The organism is Microbispora sp. GKU 823, from assembly GCF_002027145.1.
GTDB lineage: Bacteria > Actinomycetota > Actinomycetes > Streptosporangiales > Streptosporangiaceae > Microbispora > Microbispora siamensis.
Genome location: NZ_MWJN01000005.1, coordinates 125,301 through 150,449, shown reverse-complemented (window position 1 = coordinate 150,449; position 25,149 = coordinate 125,301). Strand labels below are relative to the sequence as shown.

The following is a 25,149-nucleotide window of genomic DNA, read 5'->3' as shown; positions in this document are numbered from 1 at the left end:
GCTGCGGAGCGGGAGCCGGCGCCGCCGGCTCGGCGGCGGCCGGAGCGGCGCCCGCCTCGGAGTCGATCAGGGCCAGCTCGGCGCCGACCTCGACCGTCTCGTCTTCAGCAACGATGATCTTGGTCAGGTAGCCGGCGGACGGCGAAGGGATCTCGGTGTCGACCTTGTCGGTCGACACCTCGAGGAGCGGCTCGTCGGCCTCGACGCGGTCGCCTTCCTTCTTCAGCCAGCGTGTGACGGTGCCCTCGGTAACGCTCTCGCCGAGCTGGGGCATGGTTACGGAGACCGGCATGGTGTGTTCTTCTCTCGCGTTCGCTAGGAGGGCTTCAGTTGTGGACGTGCAGCGGCTTGCCGGCCAGGGCCAGCATGGCCTCGCCGAGGGCCTCGGACTGGGTCGGGTGCGGGTGGATGAGCTGGGCGACGTCGGTGGCCGTGGCCTCCCAGTTGAAGATCAGCTGAGCCTCCGCGATCAGCTCGCCCACCCGGCTGCCGACCATGTGGACGCCGAGCACCCGGCCGTCGCGCTCGGCGACGACCTTGACCTCGCCCTGGGTCTGCAGGATCTTGCTCCTGCCGTTGCCGGCGAGGTTGTAGTTCAGCTCGACGACGTCGTGACCGCGCTCGCGGGCGACCGACGTGGCGATGCCCACCGACGCGACCTCGGGCTCGGAGTAGGTGATGCGCGGAACGCCGTCGTAGTCGATCGGCACCGGGTTCAGCCCCGCGATGTGCTCGGCGACCAGGATGCCCTCGGCGAAGCCGACGTGGGCGAGCTGCAGCGTGGGGATCAGGTCGCCCACGGCGTACACGCCCGGCACGCTGGTCTGGCAGAACTCGTTGACGAGCACGTAGCCGCGCTCCATCGTGACGCCGTTCTCCTCGTAGCCGAGGCCGGCCGAGACCGGGCCGCGGCCGACGGCGACGAGCATGATCTCGGCGTCGAGGGTCTTGCCGTTCTCCAGGGAGACGACGACCCCGGTGTCGGTGGTCTTGACGCTCTCGAACCGGGCGCCCAGCTCGTACTTGATGCCACGGCGGCGGAAGGCGCGCTCCAGCAGCTTGGAGCTGGACTCGTCCTCCAGCGGCAGCAGGTGCGGCAGCGCCTCGACGATCGTGACCTCGGCGCCGAACGAGCGCCAGACGCTGGCGAACTCGACGCCGATGACGCCGCCGCCCAGGATGACGACCGAGGACGGGACGCGGTCGAGGACCAGCGCGTGGTCGCTGCTGATCACCTTCTCGCCGTCGATGTCGAGGCCGGGCAGCGACTTCGGCACCGAGCCGGTCGCCAGCACGACGTTGCGGCCCTCGTACACCTGGTCGCCGACCACGACGCGGTTGGGACCGGCCAGGCGGCCCTCGCCCTCGACCACGGTGATCTTCTTGCTCTTGATGAGCCCGGCCAGGCCCTTGTAGAGGCCCCCGATCACCTTGTCCTTGTACGCGTGGACACCGGGGACGTCGATGCCCTCCAGCCGGGTGCGGACGCCGAACGACTCGCCCTCGCGGGCCTGGTCGGCGAGCTCGGCCGCGTGCAGCAGCGCCTTGGTGGGGATGCAGCCGCGGTGCAGGCAGGTGCCCCCGACCTTGTCCTTCTCGATGAGGACGACGTTCATGCCGAGCTCGGCCGCCCGCAGGGCACAGGCGTAACCACCGCTACCGCCACCTAGGACGACGATGTCGTAGGGGCCGCTGCCATCAGCCACTGGAATGCTCCTTGGTCGTATTCACACCGCCGGGTGGACCCGGCAGCATCTTTTCACTTGTCCCGGAAGATCGTGGCCCCGGCCCGGGCCCGCGCGGGCACGCCGCGGCGGAGCCGTCTTCCGTTGTCGAACCACCCGCGCGGGCTCTTTCTGTTTAAACAGCCTGCGCGGACGTGCCGTTCCCCGCGTAGCGCTCGGCGACGGCGACGAGCGTGCGGGTCAGCGCGCCGGTGCCGCCCTTGGGCGTGTAGCCGTGCGGCTCGCCCTTGTTGAACGCGGGCCCGGCCATGTCCACGTGCGCCCAGCGGACGCCCGCGGGGACGAACTCCCGCAGGAAGATGCCCGCGGCGAGCATGCTGCCCCACCGCTCGGGCTGGAGGTTGGCGATGTCGGCGACCGCGGAGTCGAGCCCCTTGCGCAGCTCGGCGGGCAGCGGCATGCCCCAGGCGCCCTCGCCCTGCTCGCCGGCGATGCGGACGATCTCCTCGCGCAGCGCGTCGTCGTTGGCCATCACGCCGGCCGTACGCCATCCGAGCGCCACGATCTGGGCGCCGGTCAGGGTGGCGACGTCGATGATCACGTCGGGCTCGTCCTCGACGGCGCGGGCGATGCCGTCGATCAGCACCAGGCGGCCCTCGGCGTCGGTGTCGAGCACCTCGACGGTCTTGCCGCTGTAGGTGTGCAGGACGTCGGAGGGGCGCTGGGCGCTGCCCGAGGGCATGTTCTCGGCCAGGCAGAGGTAGCCGACCGCGTTGACGCGCAGGCCCAGCCGGGCGATCGCGACGAGCGCGCCGAACACGGCTCCGGCGCCGCCCATGTCCGACTTCATCCAGTCCATGGAGGCGGAGGGCTTGAGCGACAGGCCGCCGGAGTCGAAGGTGATGCCCTTGCCGACGAACGCGACCTTCTGGGACGCCTCGGGGTGGCAGTAGGCGACGCGGACCAGGCGGGGCGGGTTGACCGAGCCCTGGCCGACGCCGATGATGCCGCCGTAGCCGTCCTCCTTGAGCCTGACCTCGTCCAGCACCTCGACCGACAGGCCGGCCGCACCGCCGGTCTCCTGGGCGATCTCGGCGAAGCGCGCCGGCCACAGGTCGGACGGCGGCGTGTTCACCAGGTCGCGGACGAGGGTGACGGAGTCGGCGAGCGTCGCCGCGTGCGCGACGGACTCCTCGGCCCCGGCCGCGCCGGACAGGACGGTAAGCTCGCGACCGGCGCCTTGAGGTCGCCGCCGGTGCGATAGCGCGTGAAGTCGTAGGCGCCCAGCAGGCCGCCCAGCGCCACGGCCTCCGCCTCGGCGGCCGTACGGGCGGGCAGGGCGAGCGCGGCGGACGGCGTGCCGGCGAGGGCGCGGACGGCCGCTCCGGCCGCGCGGCGCAGGGTTTCCAGGTCGTAGCCGTCCTCGTCCTGCGGGACGTCGCCGAGGCCCACGGCGACGGCGACGGGCGCCGGTAGCGCCCCGAGAGTCGGGAACTTGACGACCTCTTCGGCCTTGCCGGTGAACCCCATTGTGGTGAGGATCTCGGCGAGTCGTCCGTCCAGGGCCTGGTCGAGGCCTTCGCCTCCGGGAGCCGGGCGTGGACCCTCCGGGGTCGTGTGGACGCCGATTATGAGAGCACTGGTCTCGATGGAGACCGCGTCAGATGCGTTTATGCGCACTGTGGTCACGTGAGCCGATGCTAGCTGGGCTTACTCGGCTACGCATAAACGAGGGTTCATCCTACCTATCGGTAATCGCGATGATGCCAATGAAAGTAGCATCATCGCGATCTTCCGGGCGTATGGTGCTAATGTCGATAGCATCATGTTGCTCACGCTCGATCTCAACGATCCGCGGCCCCTGCACGAACAGGTGGCCGCCGCCATAAGGCGTGCGATCGGGGCCGGGGACGTCGCGCCCGGCGATCGGCTGCCGCCGGCCCGCGACCTGGCCCACGCGCTGGGCGTCAACGCGAACACCGTGCTGCGCTCGCTGCGCGACCTGCGGGACGAGGGCCTGCTGGAGTTCCGCCGCGGGCGCGGGGTGTCCGTGCTGCGGCGGCCGGACGGCCGCGAGGCGCTCAGGACGCGGGCGCGTGACCTGCTCGACGAGGCCGCGAGGTACGGCCTCACCACGGACGACGTCGTCGCCCTCATCAAGGACGTCATCAAGGACCTCGGTGAGGACCCCGGCGATGACTCCGGCAAGGAAATGGCATGACCGACCCCCACGACCGCTCCGTCACCGGCTTCCGCACCCGGTTCCTGCTGGCCGTCTCGGCCTGGGCCGTGCTGGTCGCCGCCGTGCTCGTGGCGGTGCCGCTGGCGTTCGCCGATCGCCTGCCCGACCCGCTGGCCACCCACTGGGGGCCGTCCGGGCGGCCCGACGGCTCCATGCCGTTCGCGGCCTTCGTGCTCGTTCTGGTCGTGCTGTGGGTCGTCGTCGCGGGGGTCGGCGCAGGTGTCGGGGCGCGGGCCCGCACGCTGGTCCGCCGTACGCCGCGCGCCTGGTACTGCGCCGGGCTGGCCTGGGCGGGCGGGCTCATGGTCGTCACGCAGGCCTTCACGATCGCCGCCAACCTCGACCGCGGCCACTGGACCCGCGCGGCGGGCATGAGCTGGCAGGTCGTGGTGATCGTCGCCGCGCCGATCGCGCTCGGGGCGCTGGGCCGGCTCGCCGGCCTGCGCGGCCCGGACGTTCCCCCGGCGCCACCGCGGACGCGACCGCGGATCGACCTCGACCCGGGGAAGCGGCCGGTGTGGGTCTCCACCACCACCGCGCCGTGGGCGGCCTGGCTCGCGATCGTGGCGCTCGCCGCCGCGGTGGCGCTCGCGGGGACGGCCCTGTCCGGCCTGTTCCCCGGCGGCTGGCGCGCCGTGGTGCCGCTCGCCATCGTGGGCGTGGTCGGCACGGTGCTGTCGTCGGTCTCGGTGCGGGTCGTCCCCGAAGCGCTGACCGTGTCGGTCGGCCCGTTGCGGTGGCCCTCGCGCAGGGTGCGGCTGGATCGCGTCGAGCGGGCGTGGGTGGAGGAGCGGTATCCGGCCCAGGTGGGCGGATGGGGCTACCGCGGCCTCCCGGGACGGGCCACGATCATGATCCGCGGCGGCGAGTGCCTGGTCGTGCGCTACACCTCCGGCGGGCGGCTCGCCATCAGCGTGGACGACGCCGAGGCGGGCGCCGCCCTGCTCAACGCCCTCATCGCCCGGCAGCGCCCCTCCGTCGAAAGGTGATGACCGTGATCCGGCGCAACGCCGATGTCTGGCTCTTCCTCCTCGTCGCGTTCGGGGCCTCGTGGCTGATCGCGCTGCCCCTCTGGCTGGGGGCCGTACGGCTCGGCACGCCGGCCTTCGCACTGGTCGGGGGGCTGATGATGCTGACGCCCTCCCTCGGCGTACTGGCCGTGTGGCTCGCCCGGCGGCGTGGCACGCCGCTGCGGGAATGGGCGCGGGCGACCGGGCTCACGCTCGGACCGGACCGGGGCGCGACGGCCGTGCTCCTGGTGACGGCGCTGCTCGGCGTGCCGCTTCTCGTGGCCGTCGCCCTCCTGGTCAGCGCCGCCGCCGGCGTGGTGAGCCTCGACTTCGCCGGGCTGAGCCTGTTCCACGCGCAACTGGGCGCGGCCCTCGACAAGGTGCCGCTGGACCCGCGGGTCCTGTACGCCGTCCAGGTCGTGCAGGCCGTGCTGATCGCCCCGTTCCTCAACGCGATCCCCGCGCTCGGGGAGGAGTGGGGCTGGCGGGGCTGGCTGCTGCCGCGCCTGCTCGGAGACCCGGCCGTCTCATCCGCGCCGGGACCCCGCCGGGTATGGCCCGCGCTGGTGCTGTCCGGGGTGATCTGGGGTCTCTGGCACGCTCCCCTCACGTTGAAGGGCTACAACTACCCGGCGCTCGGCGCCTGGGCGGCGGCGCTGTTCGTCGGCTTCTGCGTCATCTTCGGGGCGCTGCTCGGCTGGATGCGGCTGCGCTCGCGCAGCGTGTGGCCCGCGGTCATCGCACACGGCTCGTTGAACGCCGTGACGGGCCTGGCGCTGCTCCTCGGCGACGCGGCCGCCCCGCCGAACGCGGCGCTCGCCGGGATCACCGGGGTCGTCGGCTGGGTGCTGCTCGCGGTGGTCGTCCTCGCCGCCTACCGGCTGCGTCCCGTCGCCGCGCCGCGCTGACGCGCGTTCACGCGCCTCAGACCAGCAGGACGGAGGCCAGCAGCGTCACCGTCGTGGCCGTCTCCACCAGGGCACCGAGCACGTCGCCCGTGACGCCGCCCAGCCGCCGTACGGCCCGGCGGCGCAGCAGGGCGGCGGCCCCCAGCCCGGCCGCCATCGCCGGCAGCAGCCCGGCCACCGTGATCAGATACGGATCGTCCGACAGGTGGTGCAGCAGCCCGGCGGGCCGCGGGTCCGCGTAGAGGGTGTACCCGTAGGTCGCCTCGGAGAAGGGGACCAGCTCGGGAAGAGCGCGGCCGAAGGGGTTCGACAGGCCGAACGGCCAGCAGTATTCCAGCAGCGACGGGCCGGCGGCCGCCACGAGGGCGAGCACCACCACGACGGCGGCCGTGGCGAGGGTGGCCCCGATCGCGGAGCCCCGCCGTACGGTGCCGGCGACGAGCGCGCCGAGGCCGGTGGGACGGGCGGCGGGCACGCCCTCGCGGCACGCCCACGTGACCGCCAGCCTGCCGGTCGCCGCCGCCGCCACCAGCGCGACCCAGGCGGCCGTACCCGCCCCGCGACCAGCACGGCCACCTGCACGAGCAGGGCGATCACGACGGTGACGACCCCGAACGGCCCGATGTCGGAGCGCTTCATCACGTCCAGCGCGCCGTCGGCCGGCTTGCCGCTGCCGAGCCCGTCGGCCAGGTCCGCGAGGCCGTCCAGATGCAGGGCCCGCGTCAGCCACGCCAGGGCCCCCACCGCGAGGACGGCGCCGAGCAGCGGTGAGCCCGACACCGCACCGGCGGCCTCGAGCACCACGGCGGCGGCCAGGCCGAGCAGCACGCCGACGAAGGGCGCCAGCGACATGGCGCGTCCCGTCACGGCGCGGTCGACCTCCACCGGCCGTACGGGGAAGACGGTGAGGGTCCCGAGCGCGAGCCGCCAGGCCGCGCCGGGATTCACGCGGGGTTCGTCGGGCACGAGGGCAGATCGTAGTAGTCAAAGGGGCAGCGGGACGACCCTGCCGGAGACCACCAGGGCGACGTCCTCGGACTCGCGGGCGAGGGCCTGGTTGAGCCGGCCGAGCGCGTCGCGGAACAGCCGTCCGGCGGGGGTCGCCGGGATCACCCCGAGGCCCACCTCGTCGCTCACCGCCACCACCCGGGCGCGGGTGCCGCGCCAGGCGGCCGTCAGCGCGTCGCACCGCTCCGCCACCCGGCCGAGGGCGGCCTGATGGCCGTCCGCGGACGTGCCGTCCGGCCAGGCGGCGCACTCGTCGAACACGGCGGCGAGCCAGGTGCCGATCCCGTCGACGAGGAACGTCCCCGAACCACCGGACAGGACGGCCACGAGGTCGGTCGTCTCCACGGTCCGCCAGTGCGCCGGGCGCCGTTCCCTGTGGGCACGCACCCGGGCGAGCCAGGCCGGGTCGTCACCGCCCGAGGGCCCCGTGGCCACGTAGGTCACCTCGGGTTCGGCGGCCAGGCGGAGTTCGGCCTCCTCGGACTTGCCGGAACGCGACCCGCCGAGCAGCAGCGTCCGGCGTGGCCGCACCCTGGGTCGCCGAACCCTGAGCACCGCCTCCGCGCTCGCCGTGTCCACGACGGTCCCGTCGGGGACGGCCGCCGCGCCCCAGAACTCGAGGCGGCGGGCCAGCTCGCTCTCCGCCGGGACGCGGTGGTCGAGGTGCACCGCGATGATCCGCGTCGCGGACGTGACCCGCCCACGCCGGCGCAGGTCGCCCAGCCGCTCCGGCCGGTCGGGCAGGTCCATGAGCACCACGTCGAAGGGCGCGTCCGCGTCCCGCCCGGGGGATCCGGTGGCGGGCCCCACGGCGTACAGCAGGCGACCGCCATCGGGCCCGGTGACCTCGCGGCCGTCGGCCGATTGGCGGACCAGGTAGCCGCCGGGCAGGCGGTCGCCCGCGAGCCGTACGCGGCCGTCGAGCAGGACGGAGGCGGGACGCCGGTGGCCGGGCGCGAGCCGGCCGCAGGACGCGCAGGGACAGCCGGGGACGGGCCAGCCCTCCGGGCCGCCGGTTCCCTCCAGGCGGATCTTCACGTGCCGCTGCCTTTCCGCGTCCGTGTCGCCGGGCGCCCCGCGCCGGCGGGGGAGTGGACGCCGGGGAGAGAGGATAGGGTCCGGCTGCACGGTCTTTGTGCCGCACCGGCCCGGCGGTGAAGTCCCGGTGCGGGCGCGGCGAGGAACCGAAGGAGCGGGTGCGGATGATTTGGCGGTGGCGTTACGAGGACGCGAACGGCGGCGAGGTCACGGACCGGCCGCTGCCCCGGGAGATCTTCTCCAGCCAGTCGGACGCGGAGTCGTGGCTGGGGGAAAGCTGGCGCGAACTGCTCGAGGCCGGTGTGGAGCAGGTCACGCTGATGGAGGACGAGCGGGTCGAATACTCGGGGATGTCCCTGCGCGCCGAGTGAGCCGGGCGGGGGCCGGGACCGCGACGGGCACGGTCGCGACCCCCGCGACGACACCGGTCCTGGGGGACCGGAGACGACGCCGGTCCGGGGGGACCGGGGACGGCGTCAGGGACGCGCGGACGGGCTGACGGTCTTGGCCGGGTCGCGCTCGACGACCGGACCGAGCACGTCGTCGATCTTCTTGAGCACCTCGGCGTCGAGCTTCACGCCCGAAGCCTTGACGTTGTCGCGCACCTGGTCGGGCTTGGTGGCCCCGACGATGGCCGACGACACGTTCGGGTTCTGCAGCACCCACGCCACGGCGAGCTGGGCCATCGAGAGCCCGAGGTCGGCCGCGATCGGCTTGAGGTCCTGCACCCGGCGCAGCACGTCGTCGTGCATGAGGCGGCCGATGAACCCCGAGCCGGTGGGGTCGGTGGCGCGGGACCCGGCCGGCGGCGGCTGGCCGGGCAGGTACTTGCCGGTCAGCACGCCCTGCGCGATCGGCGACCAGACGATCTGGCCCAGGCCCTCCTTCTCGCACAGCGGCACGACCTCGGCCTCGATGACCCGCCAGAGCATCGAGTACTGCGGCTGGTTGGACACCAGCCGGTCGAAGCCCATCTCGTCGGCGATCTTCAGGGCCCGGGCGATCTGGTCGGCCGACCACTCGCTGACCCCGACGTACAGCACCTTGCCCTGCCGTACGAGGTCGTCGAAGGCCCGCAGGGTCTCCTCCAGCGGCGTCTCGACGTCGAAGCGGTGCGCCTGGTAGAGGTCGACGTAGTCGGTCTGCAGCCGGCGGAGCGACCCGTTGATCGACTCCATGATGTGCTTGCGGGACAGGCCCCGGTCGTTCTTGCCCTCACCGGTGGGCCAGTAGACCTTGGTGAAGATCTCCAGCGACTCGCGGCGCACGCCCTTCAGCGCCCGGCCGAGAACCTCCTCGGCCCTGGTCCCGGCGTAGACGTCGGCGGTGTCGAAGGTCGTGACACCCTCGTCGAGAGCCGCGCGGACGCACTCGACGGCGGCGTCCTCCTCCACCTGGGACCCATGGGTGATCCAGTTGCCGTAGCTGATCTCGCTGACCATGAGGCCACTGCGGCCAAGATGACGGTATTCCATGGGTCCGACCCTAGGTCATGACACCGCGTCACTCCTCCGGATGGTTCGCGGTAGGGTGCCCGGCGTGCGCCGGTTGATCGCTTCTCGCCCCGTACGGCTGGCTCTGGCCGTCGCGCTGGTCGCCGGTGTCGCCGCCGGGCTGGTCGTCGCCGCCCGCCGGCGCCGTGCCGCCGTGCCGGCGCGGCCGCTCCGCACCCTGCTCGGCCCGCTCCGCACCGTGCCTCGCGGGATGCGGGAGACCCGGCCGGGCGCGGCCCCGAGCCCGTGCTCGGCTGGCCCACGAGCGAGGACCTCGAGAGGTACGACCGGCCGGAGGCCGGCGCGCCGATCGCCCGTCTCCTCGACGGGCTTCCCCGGATCGAGCGGCCGCGCGGGAGGAAGGCGCGCCGCTGGACCGCCGCGCTCGTCGCGCTCGGCCTGCTCGTGCTCACGTCGCAGTTGCTGGAGAACGCGGTGTTCCGCCCGGAGGCCGGGACGGCGTCCGGCCGGGCGGCGTACGCGGGAGACCATGCCGAGCCCTGCTTCGCGGACGGTTGCCCGGTGGCGGGGAACCGCCTGTCACCGGGTGACCGGCCCTGTCCCGCGTCCGGCTGCGGCGTGGTGCGGGACCCCGCGCCGTCCGCCGATCCCGTCGCCGACGTGCCCGCCGTGGGGCCGCCGCCGTCCCGCGACCCCGCGTGCGCGCTCAGGCGGACGGGCTCCACGACCGCGGTCGTACGGCCGATCTCCCGCCGGGTGACGGCCGCGGTGAACCGTCAGTGGCGGCGGATAGAGAAGTGGCTGAAGGCGCACGCGCCGAAGACGTACGCCTCGCTGAACAAGCCGGCCGGGCCCCGGCTGGTGGCCAAGGCCGAGGCGAGGATCGGGAGGCCCATCCCCGACTCGCTGCGTGCCTCGCTGCTGCGCCACGACGGCGCCCGCGGGCCGGCGGCGTTCCGGTTTCCGCCGAGCCACGCGATCATGGGTGCGCGCGGACTCGTCGTGTCCTGGCCCGAGTCCTGCGAGATGGGCGGAGGCATCCCCCTCGCCTACGAACCCGACTTCGGCGACTACCTCGTGACGAACTCCGCCACCGGCGGCGTGGGCTTCGCGGACTGGGAGACGCCGTACTACGAGGACGAGTGGTCGTCGTACTACGCGCTGCTCAAGAGCACGGCGGACGCCCTCGCCGGCGATCGCCCCGTGGACGGGTCGGTCCCCGTGGTGCGCGAGGGCGTCCTGGAGTGGAAGTGAGGCGGCCCGGGTCAGGCGGCCAAGGTCAGGCGGCCGCGCGGGTCACTTCTTCGCGGCGGCCGTGTTCTTGAGGGCGACCGGGATGCCGCCAGGCAGGACCGCGGGCTTGGGGAAGCGCAGGCGGCGCATCTGGGACGAGCGCATCGCCGCGTAGAAACCCACGCCCTTGAGGTCCTCGCCGGGGAACCTCGCCGCCGCCTCCTTCTTCACCTTCGCTGCCACGTAGAAGGAACTCGCCAGCACGAGCACCATCACGACCGGCAGGGACAGCGTGTAGACCAGGAGAACGGCCGAGCGGACCGGGATCGGGAACGGCACCATCGACAGCAGCATGATGACGAACACGACGGGCAGGAAGTACTGCCCCGGCAGCCGCCGCGAGTCCACCCAGTCGCGGGCGAACTTGCGCACCGGGCCGCGGTCGCGGGCCGGAAGCGCCCGTTCGTCGCCGCGCAGCATGGCCTCGCGTTGCTTGGTGCGCAGCGCCTTGTCGCGCTCGCGCGCCAGGCGGTAGGCCTCCTTGCGGTTGGCCGGAGCGGTCACCGGGGAGCGGCGGCGGCCCTGCGCCTCGCTCCGCTTCGGGGTGGGACGGCCCTTCCCCGGGGTGCCGTGGGGCTTAGGATCCTCTACAGGGACGGGGGAGTCCTCCGCTGAGGTCTGAGTGCGACGTCGGAACACGTCGCCCAGCCTACCGGGAGTGCAACTTAGTGACGCCCTCGCGCGTTATGCGTAGGGTGAACCCAGGCGGCCACGCCGCCTGACAAGGGGCTTGAGACGGCTGGGGTCACCCACGCACAACCTTGGAGAAGGGGACGGCCGACGCGCATGAGCGTGATGAAGAGACTTTCCATGATCTTCAAGTCCAAGGCCAACAAGGCCCTGGACAAAATGGAGGATCCGCGGGAGACGCTGGACTATTCCTATCAGCGCCAGCTTGAGCTGCTGCAGAAGGTCCGCCGGGGCGTGGCCGACGTGGCCACCAGCCGCAAGCGGGTGGAGCTGCAGATCAACCAGCTCGAAGGGCAGGCCGCGAAGCTGGAGAACCAGAGCAGGCAGGCCCTGTCCGCCGGGCGCGAGGATCTGGCCCGCGAGGCGCTGACCCGCCGCAACGGTCTCAACGCCCAGATCGCCGACCTGCGCATCCAGTACAACAACCTGCAGGGCGAGGAGGAGAAGCTCACCCTCGCCAGCCAGCGGCTCCAGGCCAAGGTCGACTCCTTCCGTACGAAGAAGGAGACCATCAAGGCCACCTACACGGCGGCCGAGGCCCAGACGCGGATCAACGAGGCGTTCTCCGGCATCTCCGAGGAGATGGGCGACGTCGGCCTGGCCATCCAGCGGGCCGAGGACAAGACCGCGCAGATGCAGGCGCGCGCGGGCGCGATCGACGAGCTGCTGGCCAGCGGCGCGCTGGACGACTTCACCGGGCAGCGCGACGACATCCAGGCGGAGCTCGACCGCATGGGCGCCGGCTCGGACGTCGAGCTGGAGCTCGCCAGGATGAAGGCCGAGCTCGGCCAGGGCCCCGCGCCCAAGAACGCCATCGAGGCCGGGCAGCAGGGCCAGTCCGTCCCGTCCAACCAGCAGCACACGCAGCAGCTGCGCCAGCCGGGGGAGGGCCTGTGATCGTCAGAATCATGGGTGAGGGACAGGTCGAGATCGGCGCCGCCGACATCGACGTCCTGAACGAGCTCGACACCGAGGTGGAAGCCGCGATCGAGTCGGGCGACGAGGACGCGTTCCGCACGAAGCTGCACGCCCTGCTCGACAAGGTGCGTCAGGTCGGCAAGGCGCTGCCGGACGACTCGCTGGAGCCGTCCGAACTGATCCTGCCGCCGGCCGACGCCTCGATCGAGGAAGTGCGGGAGATGCTCGGGGACACCGGGCTCATCCCTGGCTGATGGCCTCCACGCGGTTCGCCCCTGATCGCGGCCTCACCGTCCGGATGACCGTGACGATGTTCCTGCTCGGGCTGCTCTACGTCGCGTTCGTGGCCGTCCTGGTCGCGGTGGGCGTACGTGCGGTCACCGTGCTCGTGATCGCCGGGGGTCTCCTGCTGGCGCAGTACTTCCTGTCCGACAAGATCGCGCTGTTCGCGATGCACGGGCGGGAGGTCTCGCCGCAGGAGGCCCCCGAGCTGCACGGCATCATCGACCGGCTGAGCGCGATGGCGGGGATGCCGAAGCCGCGGGTGGCGATCGCCGACTCGGACATCCCGAACGCGTTCGCCACCGGGCGCAACCAGAAGAACTCGGTGGTCTGCGTGACCACCGGCATTCTGCGCAGGCTCGACGCGCGGGAGCTCGAAGGCGTGCTGGCCCACGAGATGTCCCACGTGGCCCACCGGGACGTGGCGGTGATGACGATCGCCTCGTTCCTGGGGGTCGTGGCCGGCCTGATGACGCGCTTCGCGCTTTACACCGGTCTGGGCGGCCGGAGGAACGACAACGGCCCCCCGGTCGGCCTGATCATCTTCGCGGTCTCCGGCCTGGTCTACGCCGTCAGCTTCCTGCTGACGCGGGCGCTCTCGCGCTACCGCGAACTGGCCGCCGACCGCGCGGGCGCGCTGCTCACGCAGCAGCCGAGCGCCCTGGCCAGCGCCCTTGTCAAGATCAGCGGCGACATCGGCAGGATCCCGACCAGGGACCTGCGTGAGGCGCAGCCGTTCAACGCCTTCTTCTTCGCGCCCGCCCTGTCGGGCCAGAGCGTCGCCTCGCTGCTGTCGACCCACCCGTCGCTGGAGCGCCGGTTGGACCAGCTCGCCCGGATCTCCGCGGCGCTGGGCCGTTGATGAGGGGGCGCTGATGGGCTGGTTCGACGCCCTGCTCGGCCGTTCCAAGCCCGCCAGGCCCGACCTGGACGCGCTGTTCGCCCTGCCGTCGGCCGCCGTCACGCTGCAGGCCGCCACCGGCTTCGCCCCGGCGGGAACGGGCTCGGTGTGCTTCCGCGCCGCCGAGGGCGGCGCCTTCGCCCGCCTCGAACAGGACATCGAGGCCCTGATGGGCAAGGTCGAGGTCTCCCGGGACTCCTACGGCTACACCTGGCTGCAGGTGCGCAACCCCGACGTCGCCGGGCTCGTGACCGACCTGCACGCCGCCAACTCGTCCCTGGAGTCGGCCGGGTTCGGCCCGTCGCTGCTGTGCTCGCTCGTCACCTTCGCCGACCCCTCGCACAGGCAGCTGGCGATCGTGTATCTCTACAAGCGCGGCACGTTCTACCCCTTCGCCCCCATCGGCGAACCGCGCCGCGACAACGCGCTGGAACTGCAGGTGCGCGGGGTCCTGGACCGCGAGCTCACCATCGAGCCCGAGCTCGCGAGCTGGTTTCCCGTCTGGGGCGCCCCCGGCCTCTGACCTACAGGAGCCTTCATGACCGAGTGGACCCACCTGCGGCACACCGAGGCCGCGGCCGCGGAGATCGGCCGGATGGCCGAGGTGATACGGGGACGGGACGGGACCACGCCCGTGCCGACCTGCCCGGGGTGGGACCTCAGGGAACTGGTCGAGCACACCGGCGCCGTGCACCGGTGGGCCGCCGCGATGGTGCGGGACGCCGCCGACCGCCGGTACGACCGCGCCGCGATGGACCACGGGTTCCCCGAGGACTTCGCCGGCCACGCGGACTGGCTGGAGGCGGGAGCCGTACAGCTCGCCGAGGCGCTGAAGAGCCGCGACGCGGACACGGAGATGTGGGGCTGGGCGGGGGACCGGCACGCCCGGTTCTGGTCCCGCCGCCAGCTCCACGAGACCGTCGTCCACCGTGCGGACGCCGAGATCGCCCTCGGCATCGCCCCCCGGATCGACGAGGACGTCGCGGCCGACGGCGTGGAGGAGTTCTTCGACGTGCTTCCGTACGCCCGGTGGCGGCCCAGCGTCGCCGAGCTCAGGAGCGACGGGGAGGCGATCTCCTGGCGGACCGGGACCGGTCTCGCCTGGCTCGTGCGGCTCACTCCCGAGGGGTTCACCTACGAGAGGTCCGAAGGCCCCGCCGACGTCACCGTACGCACGCCGACGGCCGGGGACCTGATGCTGACGCTGTGGAACCGGCGCGAGCCCGACGCGGTCCACGGCGACGACGAGCTGTTGCGGTTCTGGCGCGAGCGCGCCCGGATCTAGCGCCGATCCCGTGTCCCTCCCGGTGACCGGAACCTTGCCGGTCGTGGCACGGGTGTGCCCGGTCAGGGGGCCTGGACCGTGCGGGCGAGCACGGGGGCCCCATGGCCGGGGAAGAGCGCCGCGGCGACGTGCCGGGTGTCGCTGTACTCGACGACGGAGGTGATCTTGCCGTCGCGGACGGTGAAGACACCGATGCAGCGGTTGTCGTAGACGGTGCCGAAAACGGTGTCCGCCTTGGACGTCCACTCGGCGACCACGCGGTCTCCTTCGGCGATGGTGCCGACCAGTTCGATCGTCATGCTGCCCGGGACGAGGATCGGCCCCATGCCGCCGAGGAAGTCGTCGACGATCGCGTCGCGGCCGTGCCAGGTCTTGGAGATGGGCAGGTCGCCCGGGTAGTGCCAGGTGGCGTCAGCGGCGAAGCTGTCGTAGATGACGTCGGCGTCGCCGTCGCGGACGGCCTCGACGTAGCGGATGACGACTGCCCTGGGTCGGTGGTGGTCATGGTCCTGCTCCTTCGCTCGTACTTCGCCCTTCACCGGCGCCTCGTTCGCACCCGGAGTCGGTTCGGGGACGTCGGCGAGCACGAACGGCTCGGCGGGGTCCCCGGCCGGGATGTACGCCTTCATCGTTGTCGCCTCCTCGTGGCGTCTGAAGGCAACTTCACCGTTGGGGACGGGGCCGGGCCAACAACGCGTCCACGCGCCCGACAACGCCGGGTTGTCGCCTATGCTCAGCGGCATGGATCTTGACCTCGTCCTGGTCCGTGCGTTCGCCGAGACCGCGGAGAGGCTGCATTTCGGGCGTGCCGCCGAACACCTCGGCATCAGCCAGCAGGCGTTGTCCAAGCGCGTCGCGCGCCTGGAGACGCTGCTGGCCGTACGTCTGTTCGAGCGTGAGGGCGGCGTCCGGCTGACCGAGGCCGGGGAACGGTTTCTGCCCGCCGCGCGGCGCGCTCGCGGCGGGCGAGTACGCGGTCGCGGCGGTGACGGGCGCCCCGCCCGTCGTACGGATCGACACGTGGGGTCATCTTTACGCGCCGATGCGGACCGTCGCCCAGGCGGCGGAGGCGCTCGGCGGGGTGCGCCTGGAACCAGGGCCGGGCCGGGACTGGCCGTCGGTCGCACGGTCCCTGCTGAACGGTGACACCGACCTGGGGTTCGGGCGAGTGCATCCGCTGCCGGACGGCGGCGACGCGGGTCTCACGCAGCGACTGGTGCGGTTGGAGCCCGTCGACGCGGTGGTCGGCGCGGCCCATCCGCTGGCCGGAGCCGACGAGTTGCGCCCGGCCGACCTGCGCGACAGCACACTGTGGTGCCCGGCGGAGCTGAGCCGCCTGGACTTCCTCCGCCGCTTCGGTGACGAGTTCGGGATCACCCGGCGGCAGGACGGCCCCAACCTGGGCCTGGACCACCTCGTCCGGCGGATCCGCGACGACGCCTCGTGCTTCACGCTCTTCCCGGCGGACGCGCCGCTGCCCGATCACGCGGGCCTGCGTGCGATCGCGCTCACGGCGCCGACCCCGCTGTACGCGTGGTCGCTGGCCTGGCGCGAGTCCTACGGTCACCCGCTGGCTCGACGCCCTGTTGCGCGGCTTCGCCGACGCCGGGCGAGCCCGGCGCTGGCTGAATACACACCCGGCCGGACTGGCTCCCCGACACCGACCATGCGAGCTTCGCGGCTCGTTCGACGGACCGCGGCCGTGCCGGAACGGCCGCGGTCCGCTACGGCTAGGGCAGGGCGAGCATGCGGTCGAGGGCGACCTTGGCCCAGTGGGTGGTGTCCGCGTCGACCGTGATCTGGTTGACGACCTCGCCGTCGGCCAGCGACTCCAGCGCCCACACCAGGTGCGGCAGGTCGATGCGGTTCATGGTGGAGCAGTAGCACACGGTCCTGTCGAGGAACGTGATGGTCTTGTCGGGGAACCGGCCGGCCAGGCGGCGTACCAGGTTCAGCTCCGTTCCGACGGCCCAGGAGGACCGGCCGGGGCCTCCTCCAGCTTGCGGATGATGTACTCGGTCGAGCCGACGAAGTCCGCCTTGGTCACGACCTCGTGGCGGCACTCGGGGTGCACGAGCACGTTCACCCCGGGGATGCGGGCCCGCACCTCGTCCACGCACGCCGCGGAGAAGCGCCCGTGGACCGAGCAGTGGCCCTTCCACAGGATCATCTTCGCGTTCTCCAGCTGCTCCCGGGTGAGGCCGCCGTTCGGGCGGTGCGGGTTGTAGACCACGCAGTCGTCCAGCGACAGCCCCATCTCCAGCACGGCCGTGTTGCGGCCCAGGTGCTGGTCGGGCAGGAACAGCACCTTCTCGCCCTGCTCGAAGGCCCAGTCGAGGGCGCGCCTGGCGTTCGAGGAGGTGCACACCGCGCCGCCGTGCCGTCCGCAGAACGCCTTGATGTCCGCGCTGGAGTTCATGTACGTGATCGGAACCACCTGGTCGGCGATGCCGGCGTCCTCCAGGGCGTCCCAGCAGTCCTCGACCTGGGTGAAGGTCGCCATGTCGGCCATCGAGCAGCCGGCGGCCAGGTCGGGGAGCACCACCTTCTGCGCGTCACTGGTCAGGATGTCGGCGGACTCGGCCATGAAGTGGACACCGCAGAACACGATGTACTCCGCCTCGGGCCGGGCGGCGGCCTCGCGGGCGAGCTTGAACGAGTCGCCGGTCACGTCCGCGAACTGGATGACCTCGTCACGCTGGTAGTGGTGACCGAGCACGAACAACCGGTCGCCGAGCCGCTCCTTGGCCACGCGGGCGCGCTCCACGAGGGTCGGATCGGACGCGGGAGGCAGCTCGCCCGGGCAGTCGACGCCGCGTTCGCTGTGCGGGTCGGTGTCCCGGCCGAGGATGAAGAGCGGAAGGCCGGTCTCGGTGATCGTCACGACCACACCCCCTCGGGGACTTATCGTCTAACTGACGACTAATCATTACATATCGCATCGCCTGGTTCGTCGCGCGGTTGCCCGTGGGGCACGTGGAATGTGTAGGGCTTCACGGGTGTTGGTAGCGTCTAGGTAGGACGTCAGAACCAATCGACCGCCCCGAAGGGCGGTTGGCGCAGACGCGGGAGTCAGCACATGACGGTTGAGAGCAGCGAGACCACGCAGCAGGGCCTGATCCTGACTGACGCGGCCGCCGCCAAGGTCAAGAGCCTGCTCGAGCAGCAGGGCGAGGAAGGGCTGCAGCTCCGGGTGGCGGTCCAGCCGGGTGGCTGTTCCGGCCTGCGTTACCAGCTCTTCTTCGACGACCGGTCGATGGACGGCGACGTGGTCTCCACCTTCGGCGGCGTGAACGTCGTCACCGACCGGATGAGCGCGCCGTACCTCATCGGTGCCACGGTCGACTTCGTGGACACCATCGAGAAGCAGGGCTTCACCATCGACAACCCCAACGCGACCGGGTCCTGCGCCTGCGGCGACTCGTTCAACTGACGGCGAGCGCGCGTCCGGCGACGCCGGGCCCGCGTGCGATGGAGCATGCATCGGGCGCCCCGTACGGATTCCTCCGTGCGGGGCGTCGTCATGTCCCGAGACGGTACGCTCAGTAGGTTCGGCGGGATCAACGTCCCCGCCCCTGTCTCCCTGATGCTGACAACGAGGAGAATGACCCCGTGCGCATCGCCGTCACCGGCTCCATCGCCACCGACCACCTGATGACGTTCCCCGGCCGCTTCGGCGACCAGCTCATCGCCGAGCAGCTCGACCGGGTGTCGTTGTCGTTCCTCGTCGACGATCTGCAGATCCGCCGTGGCGGATGCGCGGCCAACATCGCCTTCGGCATGGGCTGCCTGGGGCTCACCCCCATCCTCGTCGGCGCCGTCGGCACCGACTTCGCCGACTACCGCTCCTGGCTGGAGCGCCACGGCGTCGACTGCGACTCGGTGCACATCTCCGAGCTGCACCACACGGCGCGCTTCCTGTGCACGACGGACGAGGACCACAACCAGATCGCCTCGTTCTACACCGGTGCGATGGCCGAGGCGAGGGAGATCGAGCTGGGCCCGATCGCCGAGCGCCTCGGCGGGCTCGATCTCGTCCTGATCAGCCCCAACGACCCGGCGGCGATGCTGCGGCACACCGACGAGGCGCGTCAGAGGGGCATCCCGTTCGCGGCCGACCCGTCGCAGCAGCTCGCCCGCATGCCGGGCGAGGAGATCCGCCAGCTCGTGGAGGGCGCGGCGTACCTGTTCAGCAACGACTACGAGCTCGGGCTGATCGAGCAGAAGACCGGCTGGTCCGGTGAGGAGATCCTCGACCGGGTCGGCGTCCGGGTGACCACCCTCGGGCCCAAGGGCGCCAGGATCGACCGCAAGGGCGAGCCGTCGCTGCACATCTCGCCGGCTCCCGAGCTGGGCAAGGCCGACCCCACCGGCGTCGGCGACGCCTTCCGCGCCGGGTTCCTCGCGGGCCTCGCCTGGGGGCTCTCACTGGAGCGCTGCGGCCAGATCGGCAACCTCACCGCCACCCACGTGCTCGAGCGGGTCGGCTGCCAGGAGTACGAGCTGAGCCAGCGCGTCTTCCTGGAGCGCTTCGCCGCCGCGTACGGCGCCGACGCGGCCGAGGAGGTCGGCGCCCACGCCCGCTGCCACTACGCCTGAGAACACGCTCTCAGTAGTTGCGGCGCACGTGGATGGACCAGCCGCCCTGGGGCAGCTCGTAGCTCCCCACGTGCTCGTGTGACTTCAACCGGCACCAGGCCGGGACGTCGGTGAACGCGGCGGGGTCGTCGGCCAGCACGGCGACCACGCCGCCCGTCGCCACCTGGTTGATCCGCTCGGCCAGCATGATGATCGGGATCGGGCACTTGCGGCCCAGCGCGTCGATGGTCAGCGCGGGCGGCTCCGCCGGCTGGACCGGCTCGGCGGGCTCGGCCTGAGCCGCCTCGGGAGACCGCCGGGCGCCGCCCGTCCGTCTGCGCCACATCAGTGCACCCCCAAGCTCGACCGGATCCGCCGCACGATGTCCGGGAGCACCGCGAGGAAACGATCGATGTCGTCCTCGGACACGCCACGGGGCAGCGATACCCGCACATTCCCATGCGTAAGCACGCCCATTGCCTCCAGAACGTGCGATGGACGAAGCGTACTCGCCGTGCAGGAGCTGCCGGACGAGACGGCGAAACCGGCCTTGTCGAGCTCGGTCAGCAGCGCCTCGCCCTCGACGTACAGGCAGGAGAACGTCACGACGTGCGGCAGCCGCAGGACCGGGTCGCCGACGACCTCCACGTCGGGCACCAGGCGGGGCACCTCGGCGCGGATCCGCTCGACCAGGGCGGACAGCCGCCGCCCCTCGGCCTCCGCCTCCTCCGTCCGGGCGCGCAGCGCCGCCGCGGCGGCCACGATCGCGGGCACGTTCTCGAATCCCGGCACGCGCCGCCGCTCCCGCTCGTCCTCGGGCAGCGGCGAGCGCCAGCGCACGCCCTTGCGCACCGCCAGCACGCCCACCCCGGCCGGCCGCCCCACTTGTGCGCGCTCGCGGTGAGGACCGACCAGCCCCCGGGAACCGGCAGGCGGCCCGCCGACTGCGCGGCGTCGACCAGCAGCGGCACGCCCGCCTCCCGGCAGGCCCGCGCCGCCTCCTCGACCGGCTGGAGGGTCCCGACCTCGTGGTTGGCCGTCTGCAGGCACGCCAGGGCCGTGCCGGGCCGCGCGACGGCCTCGGCGAACGCGCCGGCGTCCACCCGGCCCGTACGGCTCACGCCCACGATCTCCACCTCGCCGCCGGATCGCTCGTGGAGGGCGCCCGCGTGCAGGACGCTGGAGTGCTCGACGGCGCCCGCCACCAGGCGCGTCCCGGCCCGGCGGCGACCGGCCAGCGTGCCGAGCACCCCCAGGTGGACGGCCTGCGTCCCCGACGAGGTGAACGACACCTCGTCGGGCCGGGCGCCGATCAGTTCGGCTACCTCTGCCCTCGCGCGCTCCAGTAACATCTGGGCGCGGCGCGCCGTGCCGTACAGGCGGGCGGGATCGGCCCAGCCGGCGTCGATCGCCGCCAGCAAGGCGTCACGGGCCGCGGGATGGAGAGGTTCGGTCGAAGCCGCGTCCAGGTAGGCCACAGTTAGGACATTAACGGGGGCTGCTCAGAGGGGCGGCGCCGGTCCGCGCTAATGTGTCCCCCAGCGTGAACTCAACCAAGTAAAGGGCAGACCGGCCGCAAGGTTCGCGCCGGTCTCACCCAAGGGTCAATTGGAAAAACCGCCCAGGAGAGGAACTCTTGGGCTTCATCTGTGGGGTAGGCGATCCGTGAGTCCGACCCGCCGTACGACACGGCGACCGTGGGCACGCCGCCGGTTGCCCGGAGCCGCCGCCGTGGCGCTGCTGGTGGCGTCCGGGACGGCGTGTAGCAACCAGGCGATCGATCAGTGGTCCCGTGGGGGCATGCCGGAAGGTGTCACCAAGCAGGCCGGCATCGTCCAGACGCTCTGGAACGGGAGCTGGATCGCGGCTCTCGCCACCGGTGTGGTCGTCTGGGGACTGATCCTTTGGGCGTGCATCTTCCACCGGAAGAAGAAGAACAGCCCCGATCAGCTTCCTCCGCAGGTGCGCTACAACCTGCCGATCGAGATCCTCTACACGGTGGTCCCGGTCATCATGGTCGCGGTCTTCTTCTACTTCACGGCCCGTGACGAGACCGAGATCACGCGGATCACCAAGGCCGCCCCGGTCAAGGTGGCCGTCGAGGGCTACCAGTGGAGCTGGCGCTTCACGACCGAGTACCAGGGCCAGAAGGCCGTGGTCGCGGGCGTGCCGGTGGACCTCAGCAAGCAGAGCGCGGAGAACCCGCAGGGTCCGCAGCTCGTGCTGCCGGTCAACACCCAGGTCCAGTTCGACCTGCACTCGCCCGACGTCATCCACTCGTTCTGGGTGCCGGCGTTCCTGTTCAAGCAGGACGTCTTCCCGGGCAACGTGCACAACCACTTCCAGATCACGACGCTCAACAAGACGGGCGTCTTCGTCGGCCGATGCGCCGAGCTGTGCGGCACCGACCACAGCAAGATGCTGTTCTCCGTGAAGCTCGTCCCGCAGGCCGAATTCGACCAGTACATCAAGAGCCAGGCGGGGAGTGCGCAGTGACCGCCATCCAGGAACCGGCCGGCATCGCCGCGCGGCCGTACACCAAGGGCACGGTCATCGCCAAGTGGCTGTCCTCGACCGACCACAAGGTGATCGGACACCTCTACCTGATCACGTCGTTCGTGTTCTTCCTCATCGGCGGCCTCATGGCGCTGGTGATGCGGGCCGAGCTCGCGCAGCCGGGGCTGCAGGTCGTGTCGACCGAGCAGTTCAACCAGCTGTTCACGATGCACGGCACGATCATGCTGCTCATGTTCGCGACGCCGCTGTTCGCCGGCTTCGCCAACGAGCTGATGCCGCTGCAGATCGGCGCCCCTGACGTGGCGTTCCCCCGGCTGAACATGGTGAGCTACTGGCTCTACCTGTTCGGCAGCACGATCGCCGTGCTGGGCTTCTTCACCCCGGGCGGGTCCGCCTCGTTCGGCTGGACCGCGTACGCGCCGCTGTCGAACGCGGTGACCTCGCCGGGCCTCGGCAGCGACTTCTGGGTCCTGGGCCTGGCGATGTCCGGTCTCGGCACCATCCTCGGCGCGGTGAACTTCATCACCACGATCCTCACCATGCGCGCCCCCGGCATGACGATGTTCCGGATGCCGATCTTCACCTGGAACATCCTGCTCACCAGCATCCTGGTGCTGCTCGCCTTCCCGGTGCTGGCCGCCGCGCTGCTCGCCCTGGAGGCCGACCGCAAGCTGGGCGCCCACATCTTCGACTCGCCCACCGGTGGGGCGATGCTGTGGCAGCACCTGTTCTGGTTCTTCGGGCACCCCGAGGTCTACATCATCGCGCTGCCGTTCTTCGGCATCATCACCGAGATCCTTCCGGTCTTCAGCCGCAAGCCGATCTTCGGGTACATCGGCCTGGTCGGCGCGACCATCGCCATCGCGGGTCTGTCGGTCACCGTGTGGGCCCACCACATGTTCGTGACCGGCCAGGTGCTGCTGCCGTTCTTCTCGTTCATGACGTTCCTGATCGCCGTACCGACCGGGGTGAAGTTCTTCAACTGGATCGGCACGATGTGGCGGGGACACCTGTCGTTCGAGGCGCCGATGCTGTTCGCGGTCGGCTTCCTGGTGACCTTCCTGTTCGGTGGTCTGACCGGCGTCATCCTGGCGTCGCCCCCGCTGGACTTCCACATCAGCGACACCTACTTCGTCGTGGCCCACTTCCACTACGTGGTCTTCGGCACCGTGGTGTTCGCGATGTTCGCCGGGTTCTACTTCTGGTGGCCCAAGTTCACCGGCAAGATGCTGAACGACAAGATCGGCAAGCTCCACTTCTGGCTGCTGTTCTTCGGCTTCCACCTGACCTTCCTGGTGCAGCACTGGCTGGGCGTCATCGGCTTCCCCCGCCGGTACGCCGACTACTCGCCCGCCGACGGCTTCACCGACCTGAACATGGTCTCCTCGGCCGGCGCGCTCCTGCTGGGCCTGTCCACCCTGCCGTTCTTCTACAACGTCTGGGTGACCTGGCGGAAGGCGCCGAAGGTCACCGTGGACGACCCCTGGGGCTTCGGCGGTTCGCTCGAGTGGGCGACCTCCTGCCCGCCGCCGCGGCACAACTTCCTGTCGCTGCCGCGCATCCGGTCCGAGCGCCCCGCGTTCGACCTCAAGTACCCGCACATCACCGCCAAGCCTGAGCTGGTGGAGGAGTCCCGATGAAGATCCAGGGATGGATGTTCCTGCTCTGCGGCCTCTTCTTCGCCGCCGCGGACGTGGTCTACTGGTTCTGGTCCAAGGAGCCGACCGGCACCACCGCCATGGCGATCTCCGTCGGCCTGGCCCTCATGATCGGCTACTACCTGCTGTTCACCGCGCGCCGCATCGGCGACCAGCCGGAGGACAACAAGGAGGCCGAGATCAGCGACGGCGCGGGCGAGATCGGCTTCTACAGCCCGCACAGCTGGTGGCCGCTGTTCGTGTGCCTGTCGGCCGCGCTGACGTTCTTCGGCTTCGCGGTCGGCTGGTGGCTGTTCTTCATCGGCCTCTTCTGCACGGTCATGGCCATGATCGGGTTCGTGTTCCAGTACTACCGGGGCAACTTCTCGCACTGATCGCGTGAACCCTCCTGGACGGCCGGTCGGCGTTCTCGCCGACGCGTCCGCGTTCTTTGCCGGCCCACGGCCCCCGGACTGCACGAACGGTACGTCACCAGGGAATAACCCCCGGAAAGCGACGCTAGGGGGACGGACGTGCGTGCTGGTGCGGGGGTGCTGGCCCTTCTCGTGATGGTTGCCGGGTGTTCCACGTCGGGCGGGCGCGACGAGGATCGAGGCTCCGGGACGGCGATCAGCATCAGCCCGCTCGACGGCGCCGCCGACCTGCCGCCCGAGCTTCCGATCCTGATCGGCGCGGCCGGCGGCAAGCTCACTCACGTGGCCGTACAGGCCGCTGGAAAGCCCGTCGCGGGCGTGTTCAGCCCCGACCACACCCAGTGGCGCAGCGAGCGCCCCATGGCCCCGGGGACGGCCTACAGCGTCGAGGCGACGGCCGCGGGCCCCGGCGGCTCGACGACCAGGACCGTGCGCTTCGCCACGAAACAGGCCGCCAAGACCTTCGGCGTCACCACCCTGCTGCCCAACAAGCAGGACACCGGCCTGACGGTCGGCGTCGGCATGCCGATCATCATCACCTTCGACAAGCCGATCACCGACCGCGTGTCCGTCGAGCGCAACCTGATCGTGCAGGCGTCCAAGCCCATCGACGGCGCCTGGCACTGGCTCGACGACAAGAACGTGGTCTTCCGCCCGGAGAAGTACTGGCCGACGTACACCAAGGTCCGCGTCACCGCGCGCCTGGCCGGCATCAGGGGCGGCGAGGGCATGTACGGCAAGCAGGACTACGTCCGGGACTTCGAGATCGGCCGTTCGCAGATCAGCGTGGCCAACACCCAGACCCACTACATGAAGATCGAGCGGGACGGCAAGCAGATCAAGAACATCCCGATCAGCGCGGGCATGGGCGACGTGCTCCGCCACCACACCACCAGCGGCATCCACGTGGCGATGTCCAGGGAGGACGTCACGGTCATGACGTCTCCGGACGCGGGACCGGGGCAGGCCGGCTACTACCAGACGACCGTGTACAACAGCGTCCGCATCTCCAACTCCGGCGAGTACGTCCACGGCGCCCCGTGGTCCGTCGGCGACCAGGGCAACTCCAACGTCAGCCACGGCTGCGTGAACGTCAGCCCCGAGAACGCCAAGTGGTTCAAGAACAACACCCTGATCGGCGACCCGATCATCGTGACCGGGACGCCGCGCAGGCTGGAGGCGACCAACGGCTGGAGCTACTGGCAGGACTCCTGGCCGGCCTGGCTCAAGCGGAGCCGCCTGCGCGCCGCTCCCGCCGAGATCCTCTGA

At 71.3% G+C, this 25,149-nt stretch carries 29 protein-coding genes and 3 pseudogenes; 18 read left to right on the top strand and 14 right to left on the bottom strand.

Annotated features, from left to right (window positions below):
* From B1L11_RS04940 to B1L11_RS04930, 3 genes and pseudogenes are all read right to left on the bottom strand, one after another.
* Nucleotides 1–292 (bottom strand): biotin/lipoyl-containing protein (locus B1L11_RS04940; protein ID WP_306291601.1); only part of this gene is annotated, 292 nt, incomplete at its 3' end.
* A 34-nt stretch (nucleotides 293–326) separates the two neighbouring features.
* A complete protein-coding gene (gene lpdA / locus B1L11_RS04935) occupies nucleotides 327–1,706 on the bottom strand; it encodes a dihydrolipoyl dehydrogenase (protein ID WP_079313370.1) in 1,380 nt (459 codons plus the stop codon).
* 154 nt (nucleotides 1,707–1,860) lie between these two features.
* Nucleotides 1,861–3,374, bottom strand: a pseudogene (locus B1L11_RS04930) (leucyl aminopeptidase).
* Between the two features lie 136 nt (nucleotides 3,375–3,510).
* Between B1L11_RS04930 and B1L11_RS04925 the strand changes: the two are divergent.
* From B1L11_RS04925 to B1L11_RS04915, 3 genes are read left to right on the top strand one after another with little or no spacing between them, the layout of a single operon-like run.
* Nucleotides 3,511–3,906 carry a GntR family transcriptional regulator gene (locus B1L11_RS04925; protein ID WP_079313369.1) on the top strand — a complete coding sequence of 132 codons (396 nt, stop codon included), beginning with the start codon at nucleotides 3,511–3,513 and terminating at the stop codon, nucleotides 3,904–3,906.
* On the top strand, nucleotides 3,903–4,916 hold the full coding sequence (locus B1L11_RS04920; RefSeq protein ID WP_079313368.1) for a DUF1648 domain-containing protein: 1,014 nt from the start codon (nucleotides 3,903–3,905) through the stop codon (nucleotides 4,914–4,916). The genes B1L11_RS04925 and B1L11_RS04920 overlap by 4 nt, the downstream gene beginning before the upstream one ends.
* Nucleotides 4,917–4,921: 5 nt before the next feature.
* Nucleotides 4,922–5,845 carry a CPBP family intramembrane glutamic endopeptidase gene (locus tag B1L11_RS04915; RefSeq protein WP_256862234.1) on the top strand — a complete coding sequence of 308 codons (924 nt, stop codon included), beginning with the start codon at nucleotides 4,922–4,924 and terminating at the stop codon, nucleotides 5,843–5,845.
* A gap of 16 nt (nucleotides 5,846–5,861) precedes the next feature.
* Here the strand turns inward: B1L11_RS04915 and B1L11_RS49795 are convergent, their stop codons facing one another.
* The 3 genes and pseudogenes from B1L11_RS49795 to B1L11_RS04905 form a co-directional block, all read right to left on the bottom strand.
* Complete coding sequence (locus tag B1L11_RS49795; RefSeq protein ID WP_306291600.1) at nucleotides 5,862–6,374, bottom strand: adenosylcobinamide-GDP ribazoletransferase; 513 nt, start codon at nucleotides 6,372–6,374, stop codon at nucleotides 5,862–5,864.
* 89 nt (nucleotides 6,375–6,463) lie between these two features.
* A pseudogene (locus B1L11_RS47915) lies at nucleotides 6,464–6,712 on the bottom strand (adenosylcobinamide-GDP ribazoletransferase); the annotation flags it as partial.
* A gap of 117 nt (nucleotides 6,713–6,829) precedes the next feature.
* On the bottom strand, nucleotides 6,830–7,891 hold the full coding sequence (locus B1L11_RS04905) for a bifunctional adenosylcobinamide kinase/adenosylcobinamide-phosphate guanylyltransferase (RefSeq protein WP_079313366.1): 1,062 nt from the start codon (nucleotides 7,889–7,891) through the stop codon (nucleotides 6,830–6,832).
* 164 nt (nucleotides 7,892–8,055) lie between these two features.
* Between B1L11_RS04905 and B1L11_RS04900 the strand changes: the two genes are divergently transcribed.
* Nucleotides 8,056–8,262 (top strand): hypothetical protein, encoded by a 207-nt coding sequence (locus B1L11_RS04900; RefSeq protein ID WP_079313380.1) that lies wholly within the window; start codon nucleotides 8,056–8,058, stop codon nucleotides 8,260–8,262.
* Nucleotides 8,263–8,367: 105 nt separating this feature from the next.
* Here the strand turns inward: B1L11_RS04900 and B1L11_RS04895 are convergent, their stop codons facing one another.
* Nucleotides 8,368–9,366, bottom strand: a complete 999-nt coding sequence (locus B1L11_RS04895) for an aldo/keto reductase family protein (protein WP_079313365.1) — start codon at nucleotides 9,364–9,366, stop codon at nucleotides 8,368–8,370.
* 264 nt (nucleotides 9,367–9,630) lie between these two features.
* Here B1L11_RS04895 and B1L11_RS04890 point away from each other — a divergent pair, with 264 nt between their 5' ends.
* Nucleotides 9,631–10,599 carry a hypothetical protein gene (locus B1L11_RS04890; RefSeq protein WP_079313364.1) on the top strand — a complete coding sequence of 323 codons (969 nt, stop codon included), beginning with the start codon at nucleotides 9,631–9,633 and terminating at the stop codon, nucleotides 10,597–10,599.
* Between the two features lie 42 nt (nucleotides 10,600–10,641).
* Here B1L11_RS04890 and B1L11_RS04885 read toward each other — a convergent pair whose 3' ends face one another.
* The gene (locus B1L11_RS04885) at nucleotides 10,642–11,277 is read right to left on the bottom strand and encodes a DUF3043 domain-containing protein (RefSeq protein WP_079313363.1); all 636 of its coding nucleotides are present in this window, start codon (nucleotides 11,275–11,277) and stop codon (nucleotides 10,642–10,644) included.
* A 147-nt stretch (nucleotides 11,278–11,424) separates the two neighbouring features.
* On the opposite strand from B1L11_RS04885, the gene B1L11_RS04880 reads away from it, so the two are divergent.
* From B1L11_RS04880 to B1L11_RS04860, 5 genes are read left to right on the top strand one after another with little or no spacing between them, the layout of a single operon-like run.
* A complete protein-coding gene (locus tag B1L11_RS04880) occupies nucleotides 11,425–12,225 on the top strand; it encodes a PspA/IM30 family protein (protein ID WP_218670904.1) in 801 nt (266 codons plus the stop codon).
* Nucleotides 12,222–12,500: a hypothetical protein gene (locus B1L11_RS04875; RefSeq protein WP_079313362.1), complete on the top strand. Its 279-nt coding sequence runs from the start codon at nucleotides 12,222–12,224 to the stop codon at nucleotides 12,498–12,500. Before B1L11_RS04880 ends, B1L11_RS04875 begins: the two co-directional genes overlap by 4 nt.
* A complete protein-coding gene (htpX, locus tag B1L11_RS04870; RefSeq protein WP_079313361.1) occupies nucleotides 12,500–13,390 on the top strand; it encodes a zinc metalloprotease HtpX in 891 nt (296 codons plus the stop codon). Before B1L11_RS04875 ends, htpX begins: the two co-directional genes overlap by 1 nt.
* Nucleotides 13,391–13,403: 13 nt before the next feature.
* Nucleotides 13,404–13,952 (top strand): hypothetical protein, encoded by a 549-nt coding sequence (locus tag B1L11_RS04865; protein WP_079313360.1) that lies wholly within the window; start codon nucleotides 13,404–13,406, stop codon nucleotides 13,950–13,952.
* A gap of 15 nt (nucleotides 13,953–13,967) precedes the next feature.
* Nucleotides 13,968–14,714, top strand: coding sequence for a maleylpyruvate isomerase family mycothiol-dependent enzyme (locus B1L11_RS04860; RefSeq protein WP_079313359.1), 747 nt, complete (start codon nucleotides 13,968–13,970; stop codon nucleotides 14,712–14,714).
* Nucleotides 14,715–14,776: 62 nt separating this feature from the next.
* On the opposite strand, the gene B1L11_RS04855 is transcribed toward B1L11_RS04860, so the two are convergent.
* Complete coding sequence (locus tag B1L11_RS04855) at nucleotides 14,777–15,343, bottom strand: nuclear transport factor 2 family protein (RefSeq protein ID WP_079313358.1); 567 nt, start codon at nucleotides 15,341–15,343, stop codon at nucleotides 14,777–14,779.
* Between B1L11_RS04855 and B1L11_RS54520 the strand changes: the two genes are divergently transcribed.
* Together B1L11_RS54520 and B1L11_RS47905 are read left to right on the top strand one after the other, a co-directional pair.
* Complete coding sequence (locus B1L11_RS54520; protein WP_372974645.1) at nucleotides 15,330–15,860, top strand: LysR family transcriptional regulator; 531 nt, start codon at nucleotides 15,330–15,332, stop codon at nucleotides 15,858–15,860. The two genes, B1L11_RS04855 and B1L11_RS54520, sit on opposite strands and share 14 nt — an antisense overlap.
* Nucleotides 15,757–16,512 carry a LysR substrate-binding domain-containing protein gene (locus B1L11_RS47905; protein WP_218670902.1) on the top strand — a complete coding sequence of 252 codons (756 nt, stop codon included), beginning with the start codon at nucleotides 15,757–15,759 and terminating at the stop codon, nucleotides 16,510–16,512. Before B1L11_RS54520 ends, B1L11_RS47905 begins: the two co-directional genes overlap by 104 nt.
* On the opposite strand, the gene nadA (B1L11_RS49785) is transcribed toward B1L11_RS47905, so the two are convergent.
* Both nadA (B1L11_RS49785) and nadA (B1L11_RS04845) read right to left on the bottom strand, forming a co-directional pair.
* Nucleotides 16,445–16,777 carry a quinolinate synthase NadA gene (gene nadA / locus B1L11_RS49785; RefSeq protein ID WP_256862231.1) on the bottom strand — a complete coding sequence of 111 codons (333 nt, stop codon included), beginning with the start codon at nucleotides 16,775–16,777 and terminating at the stop codon, nucleotides 16,445–16,447. The two genes, B1L11_RS47905 and nadA (B1L11_RS49785), sit on opposite strands and share 68 nt — an antisense overlap.
* A complete protein-coding gene (gene nadA, locus B1L11_RS04845) occupies nucleotides 16,666–17,598 on the bottom strand; it encodes a quinolinate synthase NadA (RefSeq protein ID WP_256862230.1) in 933 nt (310 codons plus the stop codon). The genes nadA (B1L11_RS49785) and nadA (B1L11_RS04845) overlap by 112 nt, the downstream gene beginning before the upstream one ends.
* Nucleotides 17,599–17,793: 195 nt before the next feature.
* Between nadA (B1L11_RS04845) and erpA the strand changes: the two genes are divergently transcribed.
* On the top strand, nucleotides 17,794–18,147 hold the full coding sequence (gene erpA, locus B1L11_RS04840; RefSeq protein WP_079313357.1) for an iron-sulfur cluster insertion protein ErpA: 354 nt from the start codon (nucleotides 17,794–17,796) through the stop codon (nucleotides 18,145–18,147).
* Between the two features lie 179 nt (nucleotides 18,148–18,326).
* Complete coding sequence (locus B1L11_RS04835; RefSeq protein ID WP_079313356.1) at nucleotides 18,327–19,313, top strand: carbohydrate kinase family protein; 987 nt, start codon at nucleotides 18,327–18,329, stop codon at nucleotides 19,311–19,313.
* 10 nt (nucleotides 19,314–19,323) lie between these two features.
* Here the strand turns inward: B1L11_RS04835 and B1L11_RS46470 are convergent, their stop codons facing one another.
* From B1L11_RS46470 to B1L11_RS49775, 3 genes and pseudogenes are all read right to left on the bottom strand, one after another.
* On the bottom strand, nucleotides 19,324–19,545 hold the full coding sequence (locus B1L11_RS46470) for a sulfurtransferase TusA family protein (protein ID WP_225898452.1): 222 nt from the start codon (nucleotides 19,543–19,545) through the stop codon (nucleotides 19,324–19,326).
* Nucleotides 19,546–19,637: 92 nt separating this feature from the next.
* Complete coding sequence (locus B1L11_RS49780) at nucleotides 19,638–20,177, bottom strand: aminotransferase class V-fold PLP-dependent enzyme (RefSeq protein WP_256862229.1); 540 nt, start codon at nucleotides 20,175–20,177, stop codon at nucleotides 19,638–19,640.
* Nucleotides 20,178–20,218: 41 nt separating this feature from the next.
* Nucleotides 20,219–20,770 (bottom strand): annotated as a pseudogene (locus B1L11_RS49775) (aminotransferase class V-fold PLP-dependent enzyme); the annotation flags it as partial.
* Between the two features lie 322 nt (nucleotides 20,771–21,092).
* On the opposite strand from B1L11_RS49775, the gene coxB reads away from it, so the two are divergent.
* The 4 genes from coxB to B1L11_RS04805 all read left to right on the top strand — a co-directional run bounded on the left by coxB (nucleotide 21,093) and on the right by B1L11_RS04805 (nucleotide 25,149).
* A complete protein-coding gene (coxB, locus tag B1L11_RS04820; protein ID WP_239108041.1) occupies nucleotides 21,093–21,788 on the top strand; it encodes a cytochrome c oxidase subunit II in 696 nt (231 codons plus the stop codon).
* Nucleotides 21,785–23,449: a cytochrome c oxidase subunit I gene (gene ctaD / locus B1L11_RS04815; RefSeq protein WP_239108040.1), complete on the top strand. Its 1,665-nt coding sequence runs from the start codon at nucleotides 21,785–21,787 to the stop codon at nucleotides 23,447–23,449. Before coxB ends, ctaD begins: the two co-directional genes overlap by 4 nt.
* Nucleotides 23,446–23,841: a cytochrome c oxidase subunit 4 gene (locus B1L11_RS04810; protein WP_079313353.1), complete on the top strand. Its 396-nt coding sequence runs from the start codon at nucleotides 23,446–23,448 to the stop codon at nucleotides 23,839–23,841. The genes ctaD and B1L11_RS04810 overlap by 4 nt, the downstream gene beginning before the upstream one ends.
* Before the next feature lie 138 nt (nucleotides 23,842–23,979).
* Nucleotides 23,980–25,149 carry an Ig-like domain-containing protein gene (locus B1L11_RS04805; protein ID WP_079313352.1) on the top strand — a complete coding sequence of 390 codons (1,170 nt, stop codon included), beginning with the start codon at nucleotides 23,980–23,982 and terminating at the stop codon, nucleotides 25,147–25,149.